The 14,182-nt window shown below is 71.5% G+C and carries 8 protein-coding genes; 5 read left to right on the forward strand and 3 right to left on the reverse strand.

Annotated elements, in window-relative coordinates:
- Positions 1 to 338: 338 nt before the first annotated feature.
- Together ppdK and ACFV0T_RS14565 are read right to left on the reverse strand one after the other, a co-directional pair.
- Positions 339 to 3,086 carry a pyruvate, phosphate dikinase gene (gene ppdK / locus ACFV0T_RS14560; protein WP_385778278.1) on the reverse strand — a complete coding sequence of 916 codons (2,748 nt, stop codon included), beginning with the start codon at positions 3,084 to 3,086 and terminating at the stop codon, positions 339 to 341.
- Between the two features lie 415 nt (positions 3,087 to 3,501).
- Positions 3,502 to 4,731, reverse strand: coding sequence for an ROK family protein (locus ACFV0T_RS14565; RefSeq protein WP_385778280.1), 1,230 nt, complete (start codon positions 4,729 to 4,731; stop codon positions 3,502 to 3,504).
- Positions 4,732 to 4,851: 120 nt separating this feature from the next.
- Between ACFV0T_RS14565 and ACFV0T_RS14570 the strand changes: the two genes are divergently transcribed.
- The 3 genes from ACFV0T_RS14570 (at position 4,852) to ACFV0T_RS14580 (ending at position 10,753) form a co-directional block, all read left to right on the forward strand.
- Positions 4,852 to 6,282 (forward strand): hypothetical protein, encoded by a 1,431-nt coding sequence (locus ACFV0T_RS14570; RefSeq protein ID WP_385778282.1) that lies wholly within the window; start codon positions 4,852 to 4,854, stop codon positions 6,280 to 6,282.
- On the forward strand, positions 6,279 to 8,213 hold the full coding sequence (locus ACFV0T_RS14575; protein WP_385778284.1) for a glycogen debranching N-terminal domain-containing protein: 1,935 nt from the start codon (positions 6,279 to 6,281) through the stop codon (positions 8,211 to 8,213). The genes ACFV0T_RS14570 and ACFV0T_RS14575 overlap by 4 nt, the downstream gene beginning before the upstream one ends.
- Positions 8,214 to 8,824: 611 nt before the next feature.
- Entirely contained in the window at positions 8,825 to 10,753 is a 1,929-nt protein-coding gene (locus ACFV0T_RS14580; RefSeq protein WP_385778350.1) for a CDP-alcohol phosphatidyltransferase, read from the forward strand.
- Here the strand turns inward: ACFV0T_RS14580 and dusB are convergent, their stop codons facing one another.
- Positions 10,754 to 11,899 (reverse strand): tRNA dihydrouridine synthase DusB, encoded by a 1,146-nt coding sequence (dusB, locus tag ACFV0T_RS14585; RefSeq protein ID WP_385778286.1) that lies wholly within the window; start codon positions 11,897 to 11,899, stop codon positions 10,754 to 10,756. It lies immediately after the preceding gene.
- Positions 11,900 to 12,017: 118 nt separating this feature from the next.
- On the opposite strand from dusB, the gene ACFV0T_RS14590 reads away from it, so the two are divergent.
- Positions 12,018 to 13,469: an MFS transporter gene (locus ACFV0T_RS14590; RefSeq protein WP_385778287.1), complete on the forward strand. Its 1,452-nt coding sequence runs from the start codon at positions 12,018 to 12,020 to the stop codon at positions 13,467 to 13,469.
- A 439-nt stretch (positions 13,470 to 13,908) separates the two neighbouring features.
- Positions 13,909 to 14,127 carry a hypothetical protein gene (locus ACFV0T_RS14595; RefSeq protein WP_385778289.1) on the forward strand — a complete coding sequence of 73 codons (219 nt, stop codon included), beginning with the start codon at positions 13,909 to 13,911 and terminating at the stop codon, positions 14,125 to 14,127.
- The last annotated feature ends 55 nt before the right edge of the window (positions 14,128 to 14,182 follow it).

Genomic DNA, 14,182 nt, shown 5'->3' on the forward strand with positions numbered 1-14,182 from the left:
CAGGCCCGGCACGACAAACCGGCAGACCGGGTTACGCAGGCGCGGTTTCCCAACGTCGCGCGGATACGCGCCTTCGGCAGCCGTCACGGCACGTGATGGGACCCAGCCGCTCCCGGAGGGCACAACGAGGGCACAACGGCTTCAGGCTGGTTCAACAGCAGCCAACGCCACCAAACACCATTTCGCCTGGTCAGCGACGTACCTTGACAGGCCCCGCACAGCATGCCCGAAGGGGCGGCACCCCCGCACAGGGTGTCGCCCCTTCTCTTTCGAACACCGGAGCCGCCGCCAATCGGTGAGGGTCGGGGACCAGCGGCGGCCCCGGATTCACGGGAGGATCAGCGGTGGTCGCTGCCCGCCGACTGGGTGGCGGCGCGGCCCGCTTCCAGCCGGGCCACCGGGATACGGAACGGGGAGCAGGAGACGTAGTCGAGCCCCACCTCGTGGAAGAAGTGGACCGACTCCGGGTCGCCGCCGTGCTCGCCGCAGACGCCGAGCTTGAGGTCGGGGCGGGTCTCACGGCCGGCCTTCACGGCGGACTTCACCAGGGAGCCGACACCGTCCCTGTCGATCGTCTCGAAGGGGCTGACGCCGAAGATGCCCTTCTCCAGGTACGCCGTGAAGAACGAGGCCTCCACGTCGTCCCGGCTGAAGCCCCACACCGTCTGGGTGAGGTCGTTCGTGCCGAAGGAGAAGAACTCCGCCGCCTCGGCGATCTGACCGGCGGTCAGCGCGGCCCGCGGCAGCTCGATCATGGTGCCGATGGCCAGCTTCAGCTCGGTGCCGGTGGCCGCCTGGACCTCGGCGATGACCTGGTCGGCCTCCTCGCGGACGATCTCCAGCTCCTGGACGGTGCCGACGAGCGGGATCATGATCTCGGCGCGCGGGTCGCCCTTGGCGTTCTTGCGCTCGGCGGCGGCCTCGGCGATGGCCCGTACCTGCATGGTGAACAGTCCGGGGATCACCAGGCCGAGGCGGACACCGCGCAGGCCCAGCATCGGGTTCTGCTCGTGCAGGCGGTGGACCGCCTGGAGCAGGCGCAGCTCGTTCTCGTGCGGGTCCTTGCGGGCCTCGGCGAGCGCCACGCGCACCGACAGCTCGGTGATGTCGGGCAGGAACTCGTGCAGCGGCGGGTCGAGCAGCCGGACCGTGACCGGGAGGCCGTCCATCGCCTCGAACAGCTCCACGAAGTCCTGCTTCTGGAGCGGGAGCAGCTCTTTGAGCGACTCCTCGCGCTCGGTCTCCGTGTCGGCCAGGATCAGCCGCTCCACCAGCTCGCGCCGGTCGCCGAGGAACATGTGCTCCGTACGGCACAGGCCGATGCCCTGGGCGCCGAAGCGGCGGGCGCGCAGCGCGTCCTCGGCGTTGTCGGCGTTGGCGCGCACGCGCAGCCGGCGCTTGCGGTCGGCGAACGCCATGATCCGGTGTACGGCCTCGACCAGTTCGTCGGCGTCGTCGGCGCCCGCGTGCATCCGGCCCTCGAAGTACTCCACGACCGGGGAGGGCACGACGGGCACCTCGCCGAGGTACACCTTGCCGCTCGACCCGTCGATGGAGATGACGTCGCCCTCCTCGACGACGTGCCCGCCGGGGACCGTCATCCGGCGGCGCTTGGTGTCGACCTCGAGCTCCTCGGCGCCGCAGACGCACGTCTTGCCCATGCCGCGCGCGACCACGGCCGCGTGGGAGGTCTTGCCGCCGCGCGAGGTCAGGATGCCCTCGGCCGCGATCATGCCGTCCAGGTCGTCGGGGTTGGTCTCACGGCGGACGAGGATGACCTTCTCACCCGAGCGGGACCACTTGACGGCCGTGTACGAGTCGAAGACCGCCTTGCCGACCGCCGCGCCGGGCGAGGCCGCGATGCCCCGGCCGACCTGCTCGGTCTTCGCCTGCTCGTCGAAGCGCGGGAACATCAGCTGGGCCAGCTGGGCGCCGGTGACGCGCTGAAGCGCCTCGGTCTCGTCGATGAGGCCCTGATCCACCAGCTGGGTGGCGATACGGAAGGCCGCGCCCGCCGTCCGCTTGCCGACGCGGGTCTGGAGCATCCACAGCTGACCGCGCTCGATGGTGAACTCGATGTCGCAGAGATCCTTGTAGTGGTTCTCCAGGGTCTCCATGATCTGCATCAGCTGGTCGTACGACTTCTTGTCGATCGTCTCCAGCTCGGCCAGCGGGACGGTGTTGCGGATGCCCGCGACCACGTCCTCGCCCTGGGCGTTCTGGAGGTAGTCGCCGTACACGCCCTGGTGGCCGGAGGCCGGGTCGCGGGTGAAGGCGACACCGGTGCCGGAGTCCGGGCCCAGGTTGCCGAAGACCATCGAGCAGACGTTGACGGCCGTGCCCAGGTCGTGCGGGATGCGCTCCTGGCGGCGGTAGAGCTTCGCGCGCTCGGTGTTCCAGGAGTCGAAGACCGCGTGGATGGCGAGGTCCATCTGCTCGCGCGGGTCCTGCGGGAAGTCCCGGCCGGCCTCGGTCTTGACGATCCGCTTGAACTTGGTGACCAGCTTCTTCAGGTCCGCGGCCTCCAGCTCGGTGTCGACCGTGACCTTCTTGGCGTCCTTGGCCTTGTCCAGGGCGTCCTCGAAGAGCTCGCCGTCGACGCCGAGGACGGTCTTGCCGAACATCTGGATGAGGCGGCGGTAGGAGTCCCAGGCGAACCGCTCGTCGCCGGCCTGCTGGGCGAGGCCTTGCACGGACTTGTCGGAGAGACCGATGTTCAGGACGGTATCCATCATGCCGGGCATGGAGAACTTGGCCCCGGAACGGACCGACACGAGGAGGGGGTTGTCGGCCTGGCCGAGCTTCTTGCCCATCGTCGCTTCGAGGGCGTCGAGGTGCGCACTCACCTCGTCACGCAGTGCCGCGGGCTCCTCGCCGCTGTCGAGGTAGGTCTTGCAGGCCTCGGTGGTGATCGTGAAGCCCGGGGGGACCGGAAGGCCCAGGTTGGTCATCTCGGCGAGGTTGGCGCCCTTGCCGCCGAGGAGGTCCTTGAGGTCCTTGTTGCCCTCGGTGAAGTCGTAGACGAACTTCACGTCCTCAACGCTGGTGCCGTGCTCGGCTACCTGGGGTTCTTTGTTTTCCGACACGGGTCTCGACTCCTCGAGGACGCGGTGGCTGCCCTGACGGCCAGGAACATACCCAGATCGAAGGCGTCTGGGTACGTCCACTCGTGCGTCATGCGCCTGTAACGCGACGTCCGCCAGGGGATCGAAAGTCAAAGCTTGGCAAGCGTCAGGCAGCTGATGTTTTCACTTGTTGAACGCATCAATGCGCACAGACCCCCAATAACGCTCATCTGAGCGACTCGGGGCACGTCTGATTTCGATCGATGAACGATCAAGGCATGGCACTCAGTGCCACTCCTTGGAGAAGTGCAATCGCTCAAGATCCGCTCATCTGAGCGGAACCCTTATCAAGGGTGGCGAGAATCACGCTTCCACAGGCGACCGGATTTCACCATCCGGACGTCCGCCCGGACCGGAAACACGCTCGTCATCCGCTTCACACACCGAGCGCGAGCAGTCGTTCCTCCACCCGCTCCGGCGCGTACAGGTACTCCACGACCATCGCACCGGCCCCCACCAGCCCGGCCCGCTCCCCGAGCCGCGAGGTCACCACATCGAGCCGGGCCGTGGAACGCGGCAGCGCCCGCTGGTACAGCAGCTCCCGCAGGCCGGTGAGGAAGGGAGTTCCGGCCAGATCTCCGGCGATCATCAGCACGCCGGGGTTGAGCAGGGTCACGACGGTCGCGAGAACGTCCCCGACCTGGCGCCCGGCCTCGCGCGCGAGCGCCGCCGCCTCCGGATGCCCGGCCGCGAGCAGGTCGCGCACGTCGGAGCCGGACGCCGCCGGCAGGCCGGCCTCGGCGAGCCGCCGGGCCACGGCGCCACCGCTGGCGACGGCGGCCAGACAGCCGTAGGAGCCGCACCGGCACAGCGCCTCGGCGCCCACCCGGATGTGCCCGATGTCACCCGCGCCGCCGTCGATCCCGCGGTAGACCGAGCCGTCCACCACGACGCCCGCGCCGATACCGGTCGACACCTTCACCAGCATGAACGCCGAGCAGTCCGGGTGTCCGGTGCGCTGTTCGCCGTACGCCATGAGGTTGGCGTCGTTGTCGACGAGGACCGGGACCGGCGGGGCGCCCGTGTGTTCGGTGAGAGCGCGGGCCAGCCGGCCCCTGATGTCGTAGCCGTCCCAGCCTGGCATGATCGGCGGCTGGACGACCCGGCCGGTCTCGCTGTCGACCGGGCCCGGCACCGCGAGCCCGACGCCGCAGACCTCACCCGCCGGATGCCCCGCCTTCTCCAGCAGTTCGGCGAACCACCGGCCCAGCTCGCCCAGCACGGCGTCCGGGCCGTCCTCGATGACCAGCGTGCCGGAGTGCTCGGCGAGGATCTCGCCGGTCAGCGTGAGGACGGCGGCGCGCGCGTGCCGGGTGTCGAGGTCGGCGACGAGGACGACCGCGTGGGCGTCGTCGAACTCCAGGGTGATGGAGGGGCGGCCGCCCAACGGGGAGTCCACGGGGCCGCCGGCGCCCTCGCGCAGCCAGCCCGCGCGGAAGAGGCGGTCCAGTCGCTGGCCGACGGTCGCGCGGGACAACCCGGTCACCCGTTGGAGCGCTCCGCGTGTGGTGGCGCGGCCTGTGCGCACCAGTTCGAGCAGCTCGCCGGCGCTCGCCTGGCTGCCCGTCCTGGTGGCCCTGCCGGTCCTGCCCGGCCGTCCGGTCATGCGCACCCCCTTGTGTTTCTCAACCCTGCATTACATATTGAGTTTTGCGTGTTAAATAGACGTAACCCTACGGTAGCCACTGCCGACCGGTCCGCCCTACGACGTCTTCGGGGAGCCCGAGTGGATCGCACCGCCCAGCTGACCGCCCGTCCCGCGGAGCGCGCCGTTGCATACGATCCGCCGTCCTCGGCGGGTTCGCTGCACCTCAGGGCCGCGCACGTGCTGGACGGGAACTGGACGGGAACGTCGACGGTGCCCTCGCACAGCCTGTACCCGCACCAGTGGTCCTGGGACTCGGCGTTCATTGCGATCGGCCTGCGGCACGTCTCGCCGCTGCGCGCCCAGACGGAGCTGGAGACGCTGTTCGCCGCCCAGTGGGGCGACGGGCGCATCCCGCACATCGTCTTCAACCCCTCCGTACCGCTCGACGCCTACTTCCCGAGCCCGGACTTCTGGCGCTCCTCGACCGCGGGGCGCGCTGCGGGCGCCCCGCGCACCGTACAGACCTCGGGCATCGTGCAGCCACCGGTGCACGCGCTGGCCGCGTGGCTGGTGCACTCCGCCGACCCCGGGCTGTCCCGGGCACGCGGCTTCCTGCCCAGGGTCTACCCGAGTCTCGCGGCCTGGCACCGCTACCTCCTGCACCGCCGGGACCTGGGTGGCGGCGGACTCGCGTCCGTCGTGCACCCCTGGGAGCAGGGGATGGACAACAGTCCCTGCTGGGACGCCCCCCTCTCCCGCGTCACCCCGGCCCCGGCCCGCTCCTTCCGCCGCGCCGACCTCGACCACGGCGCGGCCGAGGACCGGCCCACCGACCTGGACTACGGGCGGTACGTGCGGCTGGCGACGGACTACCGGGACGGGGGGTACGCGGACGGCGCAGGGGTGTTCGCCGTGGAGGACCCGGCGTTCAACGCCCTGCTGATCGCATCCGAGCACGCGCTGGCCCGGATCGCGCACGAACTGGGCGCGACCGGGACCGCCCGGCACGCCCGCGCGGAGCGGCTGACGGCGGCGCTGGTGGAGCGGCTGTGGGACCCGGCGGAGGGGATGTTCCTGTGCCGGGACGTCCGCGGGGCGCGGACGATCCCCGAGCGCGGCGTCTCCGGACTGGTCCCGCTCCTGCTGCCGGGCCTCCCCCGCGACATCGCCGCCGCCCTCGTCCGCACCGCCCGCGGACCCCACTTCGGCCTGGGCGACAGCACCCGTCTCGTGCCGAGCTACGACCTCCTCGGCGAGGCCTTCGACCCGCACCGCTACTGGCGGGGACCGGCCTGGTTCAACACCGGCTGGCTGCTGGAGCGCGGGCTGCGGCTGCACGGCGAACAGACGCGGGCCGACGCGCTGCGGACGGCGGCGCTGGACATCGCCGACGCCACCGGGTTCGCGGAGTACGTGGACCCGTACACCGGCGAGGCCTGCGGCGCGGCCGGTTTCAGCTGGACCGCGGCGCTCTCGCTCGACCTGCTCCACCGGCCCTCGGGGCACCGCGTGTCCACCACGGGCATCGGCACGTTCGACATGAGTGACAAGGGAGGGGACCGAGGATGACGGACCGGCTTCATCTGCTCGTGTACGGCGGCACGTTCGCCGCCGTGGGCGACGGAGGGGACATCAGCGGCGTGCGTGGCGGCTCCCCCGACGGGTTATTCGTGCGCGACGCCCGGCACCTCAGCCGCTGGCAGCTCACGGTCGACGGCGCGGTGCCGGAGGCGCTGTCGCCGGTCGCGGACGGGGACACGGCGCACTGTGTGCTCGTACCGCGCGGTGGGCGCGCCGAGCCGCCCGCCTACACGCTCTTCCGTGAACAGGCCGTCGGCGACGGTTCGTTCGTCGAGACGGTCCGGGTCACCAGCAACCGTCCGGTGCCCACCACCGTCCGCCTGGCAGTCAACGCGGACGCCGACTTCACCGACCAGTTCGAGCTGCGCTCCGACCACCGCACCTACGCCAAGTCCGGCGCCGTCCGCTCCCGCCAGATCCTCGACGACGGGGTGGAGTTCACCTACCGGCGCGGGGAATGGCGTTCCTGTACGACGGTGACGGCCGAGCCCGCGCCGGACGGCATCGAGGAGACCGGCACCGGCGCCCGCCGCCTGGTGTGGACGCTCGATCTCGCACCGCACGGCACGCAGGAGCTGACACTGCGGGTGATGGCCCGGCCGCACGGCGAGAAGCGGGCCCTGCGGGTGCCGCGCTCCCCGGCCGCCCTCAACGAGCAACTCCTCGCCCAGGAGGGGAGTTTCGTGGAGGGCGTGGCCTTCCCGACCGGCTGGCCGGAGCTGGCGGCGGCCTGCGCCCGGGGCCTCGCCGACCTCGCCACGCTCCAGGTCCCGGCGACCGGCCCGGACGGCGAGGAGCTGCGGGTTCCGGCGGCGGGAGCCCCGTGGTTCCTGACGCTGCTCGGCCGGGACGCCCTGCTGACCTCCCTCTTCGCCCTGCCCTACCGCCCGCGGCTGGCCGCAGACACGCTCCGGGCGCTCGCCGCGGCCCAGGCGACCGACACCGCCGTGGCGGCGGTCTCTCAGCCCGGCAAGATCGTGCACGAGCTGCGCCACGGCGAACTGGCCCACTTCGGCCAGGTGCCGTACGGGCGTTACTACGGCTCGGTCGACGCGACGCCGCTGTTCCTCGTCCTGCTCGGGGCGTACGTCGAGCACACCGGGGACGGCGCCCTGGCCCGCCGGCTGGAGCCGAACGCCCGCGCGGCGATCGGCTGGATGCTGGACCACGGCGGCCTGACGTCCCGCGGCTATCTGGTCTACCGCGCCGACCAGGGCGGCCTCGCGAACCAGAACTGGAAGGACTCCCCCGGGGCCATCTGCGCCGCCGACGGCACCCGCGCACGCGGCACGGTGACGGCGGCGGGGGCCCAGGGGTACGCCTACGACGCCCTGCGCCGTACGGCCTGGGTGGCCCGGACGGTCTGGGCGGACGAGGTCTACGCGGCCCTGCTCGAACAGGCGGCCGCCGACCTGCGCGACCGCTTCCAGCGGGACTTCTGGATGGCGCAGCGCACCTTCCCGGCGCTGGCGCTGGACGGTGAGGGCCGCCAGGTCGACGCGCTGGCCTCGGACGCCGGACATCTGCTGTGGTCGGGGCTGCTGGACAAGGAGTACGGGGAGGTCGTCGGCCGGCGTCTGCTCGAACCGGACTTCTTCTCCGGCTGGGGCGTCCGCACGCTCGCCTCCGGGCAGCCGGCGTACCACCCGCTGTCGTACCACCGGGGTTCCGTCTGGCCGCACGACAACGCGCTGATCACCCTGGGCCTGGCCCGCTACGGCCTGCACGACGAGGCTCGCACGGTCGCCCACGCCCTGGTGGAGGCGGCCACCGCGACGGGCCACAGGCTCCCCGAGGTCCTCGCGGGATACGGCCGGGACACGCACCCGGAGCCGGTTCCCTACCCGCACGCGTGCGTACGGGAGTCCCGGTCGGCGGCCGCCCCGCTCGCTCTGCTGACCGCCGTCGGGGGCGCGTAGGGTTCGGTCCTGCGGGGCCCGGCGGCAATATTGACGAGGCGTTTGCCGGGTGTTTGCCCTGTCTCGTGAACGGACCCCGAGGAGGGGCCGTACGGGATGGCGGCGGGCCCGGCATCCCCGAGCACGGCCCGCCACTCCGTCACGCGCCTCGCACGGAAGGACCTCCGTTGCCCCAGCACACGAGCATTCGCCAGGAACCGGACACGGCAGGGGTTGCCGCGGGCGAGCTCCCGACCCCGGACGCCGACGAGGGGTCGCCTGCGAGGACGGAGAGCGCGCCCGCGGTCCCGGAGGGGACCGAGGCCGCGGGCGACGGGTCCGGGACCGAGGCCGCGGGCGACGGGTCCGGGACCGAGGCCGAGGCCGAGGCGGAGACCGAGGCCGACACCAAGGCGGAGACAGCAGCCGAGGAAGGCCGACCGGCCGAGGACGAGAGCCCTGCGGGGGCCGAGGACGGCGGGTCCGAGACGGCGGAGACCGACAAGTCCGAGGCAGCCAGCACGGCGGCGGCAGCCGACACGTCCGACACCGCGTCAGCCGACGAGCCCCGCACGGCGACGACCGAGACGGACACGGACACGGCAGACCCGAACACAGCGGGCACAGCATCCATGACAGTCACGGCAGACACGGCAGACACGGCAGACACAGCAGCTGCGGACAAGGCGGCCACGGAAGAGGCAGCCACGTCCGCCGCCGAACCGGCCGAGACCAAGACCGAAGCCGGGCCCGAGACCGAGCCCGCGGCCGCCACCCCCGACGGCGAGACCGAGACCGAGACCGAGACCGAGGCCGCCGCCTCCGGCACCGAGACCGAGGCCGCCGCCTCCGACACCGACCCCACCCCCGATCACCCCACCCGCCCCGGAATCCGTGGCCGTTGGCGTGCCCGGCGGGCGAAGCACCCCCGTGTCTCCCGGGCGCTGTCCCTCACCGTCACCGTGCTCGCCGCGCTCCTCGTCCACCTCTGCCTCCAGATGCCGAGCACACTCGGGAACCTGAAGCCGGAGGAGTTCCTGCGGCTGCCCGCGGAGGCGGTGATGCTGGCCGTCGTGCTGCTCAGCCTGCCGCGCCGGCCGCGGCTGGTGGTGTCCGCGGCCGCCGGTGTGCTGCTCGGTGCCGTGACCGTCCTGAACATGCTGGACATGGGGTACAACGACTACCTCGGCCGGCGCTTCAACATCGTCCTCGACTGGGGCCTGCTCGACGACGCCCGGTCGTATCTGGCGGACTCGCTCGGCGGGACGGTCACCCTCCTGCTCACGGTCGGCGTCATCGCCGTCGTGGTGCTGCTGCTCGTCCTGGTCGCGCTCGCGATGGTCCGGCTGGGCAACCTGCTGGACCGACACCGTGCCGGGGCGACCCGGGCCACCCTCCTCGTCGGCACCGTCTGGATCACCTGCACCGCCCTCAGCCTCCAGGTCGGCGGCACCCCGATCGCGTCGCAGCACACGGCAGGCGTCTTCAAGTACCAGGCCCGCGCGGTGCAGGAGACCCTCCGCGACGAGGCGGCGTTCGCGAAGGAGGCCGGGCGGGACACCTTCGGCAACACCCCGGCCGACCAGCTCGTGCCCGATCTGCGCGGCAAGGACATGATCTTCACGTTCATCGAGAGCTACGGCCGCAGCGCGATCGAGGACCCGATCATGGCGCCCGGCGTCGACAAGACGCTCGCCACCAGCACCGAGGCGCTGGCGAAGGCCGGCTTCCACGCCAAGAGCGGCTGGCTGACCTCGGCGACGTACGGCGGCAGCAGCTGGCTCGGCCACTCCACCACCTTGTCCGGCCTGTGGATCGACAACCAGCAGCGCTACCGGACCGTCATGTCCAGCGACCACCTCAGCCTCACCGAGGCGTTCGGGAAGACCGGCGACTGGGACACGGTCGGGGTCATGCCCGGTGTGCAGAAGGCCTGGCCGGAGCAGAAGTACTACGGCCTCGACAAGGTCTACAACGCCTTCCAGATGGGCTACGAGGGACCGAAGTTCAGCTGGTCCACCATGCCCGACCAGTACGCGCTGGAGGCGTTCCAGCGGCTGGAGCACGGCAAGAAGCGCGACAAGTCACTGATGGCGGAGATCATCCTGACCTCCAGCCACCAGCCGTGGGCGCCCATCCCGAAGATGGTCGACTGGGGCACCCTCGGCGACGGTTCGGGCTTCGCGGGCATCGAGAAGACGGGCAACAAGGCGGCGGACGTCATCGCCGACGCCACCAAGTCCCGGCAGGAGTACGGCAAGTCCGTCCAGTACTCGGTGAGCGCCGTGACCCAGTGGCTGGAGCGCTACGGCACCGACGACACGGTCCTCGTCTTCCTCGGCGACCACCAGCCGATCTCCCGGGTCAGCGGTACCCACGCCAGCCGTGACGTGCCGATCTCGATCGTCGCCAAGGACCCGAAGGTGCTCGACAAGATCGCCGACTGGAACTGGTCGGACGGCCTGCGGCCCGCCCACGACGCGCCGGTGTGGAAGATGAGCGCGTTCCGCGACCGCTTCCTGACGGCGTACGGCTCGACCCCGCACCCCAGCGCGGACTGATCAGCCTCCGGACGTGTCCAGTTCCGCGTCCTCGCTGATGCCCGAGCAGTCGTACGGGTCCTCCAGCCAGCCGTCCGGCAGCACCACCCGGTTGTTGCCGGACGTACGGCCGCGGGGCCCGTCGGCGGCGCCGGTCGGCCAGGCCTGGTCGAGGTCCAGCTCGTCCAGGCCGGCCCTCAGCTCCGCCAGGGACGAGGTGATCGCGAGCCGCTTGCGCATCTCGGAGCCGACCGCGAAACCCTTCAGGTACCAGGCCACGTGCTTGCGGAAGTCGATGACCCCGCGCGCCTCGTCGCCGATCCACTCGCCGAGCAGGGTGGCGTGCCGGACCATGATGTCGGCGACCTCCCCGAGGCCCGGCCGCGCGATGTCCTGCACCCGGCCCTCGAAGGCGGCCACCAGGTCCCCGAACAGCCACGGACGGCCCAGGCAGCCACGGCCCACGACGACGCCGTCGCAGCCGGTCTCGCGGACCATGCGCAGCGCGTCCTCGGCCGACCAGATGTCGCCGTTGCCGAGCACCGGGATCTCCGGGACGTGCTCCTTCAGCCGGGCGATGGACTCCCAGTCGGCGGTGCCGCCGTAGTGCTGGGCGGCGGTGCGGCCGTGCAGGGCGATCGCGCTGACGCCCTCCTCGACGGCGATGCGGCCCGCGTCGAGGTAGGTCATGTGGTCGTCGTCGATGCCCTTGCGCATCTTCATCGTGACCGGCAGGTCCCCGGCCCCGTCGACCGCCTCGCGCAGGATCGCCCGCATCAGGTTGCGCTTGTAGGGCATGGCCGCGCCGCCGCCCTTGCGGGTCACCTTCGGGACCGGGCAGCCGAAGTTCAGGTCGATGTGGTCGGCGAGGCCCTCCTCCGCGATCATGCGGACGGCCTTGCCCACGGTCGCCGGGTCGACGCCGTACAGCTGGATCGACCGCGGGTCCTCGCTCGCGTCGAACTGGATCAACTGCATGGTCTTCTCGTTGCGTTCGACCAGCGCGCGGGTCGTGATCATCTCGCTGACGAACAGCCCCTTGCCGCCGCTGAACTCCCGGCACAGGGTGCGGAAGGGCGCGTTGGTGATCCCGGCCATGGGGGCCAGCACGACGGGCGGCCGGACGGTGTGCGGGCCGATCTGGAGGGGCGATGCGGGCGTGGGCATTCCCCCATTGTCCCGTACGCCCGCGGGTACTCGGACACCCGTCCGGCCGAGACCTCCCACTGATCATGTATCAACCATTAGTTAGTCGCACTATCGAAATGCGCGTACGATGGATCGCATGCCCGAGCTCAGCCATCGCCGACGTCAGCTCGTGCTCGCCATCTGCTGTATGAGCCTGCTGATCGTGAGCCTCGACAACACCGTTCTGAACGTCGCCCTGCCCTCCCTCCAGCGTGACTTCCACGCCTCCACGGCCGGGCTCCAGTGGACGATCGACGCGTACACGCTGGTGCTGGCCGCCCTGTTGATGCTGGCGGGCTCCACGGCCGACCGGATCGGCCGGAAAAAGGTCTTCATGGCGGGCCTGATCGTCTTCTCGGCCGGCTCGCTGCTGTGCTCCCTCGCCCCGAACCTGGACTCGCTGATCGCGTTCCGCATGGTGCAGGCGGTCGGCGGCTCGATGCTCAACCCGGTCGCCATGTCGATCATCACCAACACCTTCACGGACCCGCGCGAGCGCGCGCGGGCGATCGGCGCCTGGGGCGCGGTCGTCGGCATCTCGATGGCGGCAGGCCCGCTGGTGGGCGGCCTGCTGGTGGACTCGGTCGGCTGGCGGTCGATCTTCTGGATAAACCTGCCGGTCGGACTCACGGCCCTGGTGATGACCCTCCGCTATGTCCCCGAGTCCCGTGCGCCGAAGGCCCGCCGCCCCGACCCGCTCGGCCAGTTGCTGGTGATCGTGCTGTTCGGCTCGCTGACGTACGCGATCATCGAGGCGCCGAACGCGGGCCTCGCCTCGGTCGTCCCGTTCGCGGCGGTCGCCGCCGCGGCCCTGGCCGGGCTGCTGTGGTTCGAGCCCCGACGCCCGGAACCCCTCATCGACCTGCGCTTCTTCCGGTCGGCGCCGTTCAGCGGAGCCACGGTCGTCGCGGTCAGCGCGTTCGCCGCGCTGGGCGGCTTCCTGTTCCTGTCGACCCTGTACCTCCAGAACGTCCGCGGGCTCGACGCCCTGCACGCGGGCCTGTGGATGCTGCCGATGGCGATACCGACGTTCCTGTGCGCGCCGCTGTCCGGACGCTTGGTGGGCAGCCGGGGCCCGCGGCTGCCGTTGCTGATCGCCGGTCTCGCGATGACGGCGAGCGGGGTGCTGTTCGGGGCCTTCGAGGCGGAGACGTCGAACGCCACCCTGTTCCTCGGGTACGCCCTTTTCGGCGTCGGTTTCGGCTTCGTGAACGCGCCCATCACCAACACGGCGGTCTCGGGCATGCCGCGCAGCCAGGCCGGTGTCGCCGCGGCCGTCGCCTCCACCAGCCGGCAGCTCGGGCAGACGCTCGGTGTCGCGGTGATCGGTGCGGTGCTGGCCTCGGGCGTGGGAGCGTCGTCGTACGCGCAGTCGTTCGTGTCGGCGGCCCGGCCCGGCTGGTGGATCCTCACCGGGTGCGGCTTCTGCGTCCTGGTGCTCGGTGTGCTGACCAGCGGGCGGTGGGCACGCGGCACCGCCGAGCGGACGGCCGAGCGCCTGGAGTCCGTGGAGGCGCGGGACGTGGTGGGCGCGAGCGGCCGCGCCTAGGGCGCGTTTCGAAAGTGGCGTCGTCCGCCCGGAGGGCGGGGCCCGCGGCGTCCGGTGCGGTGCGTCGCAAGGCGGAGGGTCGTCCGCGTACCGGACGTACGCGGACGGTCCCGACAACGCGACAACGCGGTGAGGCGGCGTGCCAGGCGTCGCGGGCCGGACGGGACTTTCGACACACGCCCTGCGACTCTTCCGGTCCTGGTGCCGGACCTGGGCATGTGCGACGACCGGGTTGCCGACGCCGCCGACGGCGGCAGTGGTGCTGACCGGGCTGCTCGGCCTGCGGCTGCCCCGCACGATCGGCTGAGCGGGCCGGGTGCGGGGACCGCGGCGTGGGCACGGCTTGGCGAACTCACCGTGAAGAATCCCCTGTTGATGTTGGTCTTGCTGCACACTCCTTGCTGGCCGAGGTTTGCCCGGAGTGACCGTCGGAGGCGTCATGCCGATCAACGCGAGCAAGGTGTCCCGCTGGGACCAGCACGGGCGCGAGCACGTGGTCACGGTGCAGCGCGCGGGCGGTCGGCGCACGATCAGGTGCGAGACGTGCGGCTGGCGGCAGGGCGCGCAGTTCCTGCCCTGGCTGAAGGCGCAGGAGCACCTGGCGGAGGCCCACCAGGCCACGGTGGACCCGTCGGAGACGCAGGAGGCGTCGCGATAGCTTCCGCGGCGCGGGTCGATGACCTCCGGGAGTACGCGGGGCTGACGTTCCCGAG

This window comes from Streptomyces sp. NPDC059582 (assembly GCF_042735715.1).
Lineage (GTDB): Bacteria > Actinomycetota > Actinomycetes > Streptomycetales > Streptomycetaceae > Streptomyces.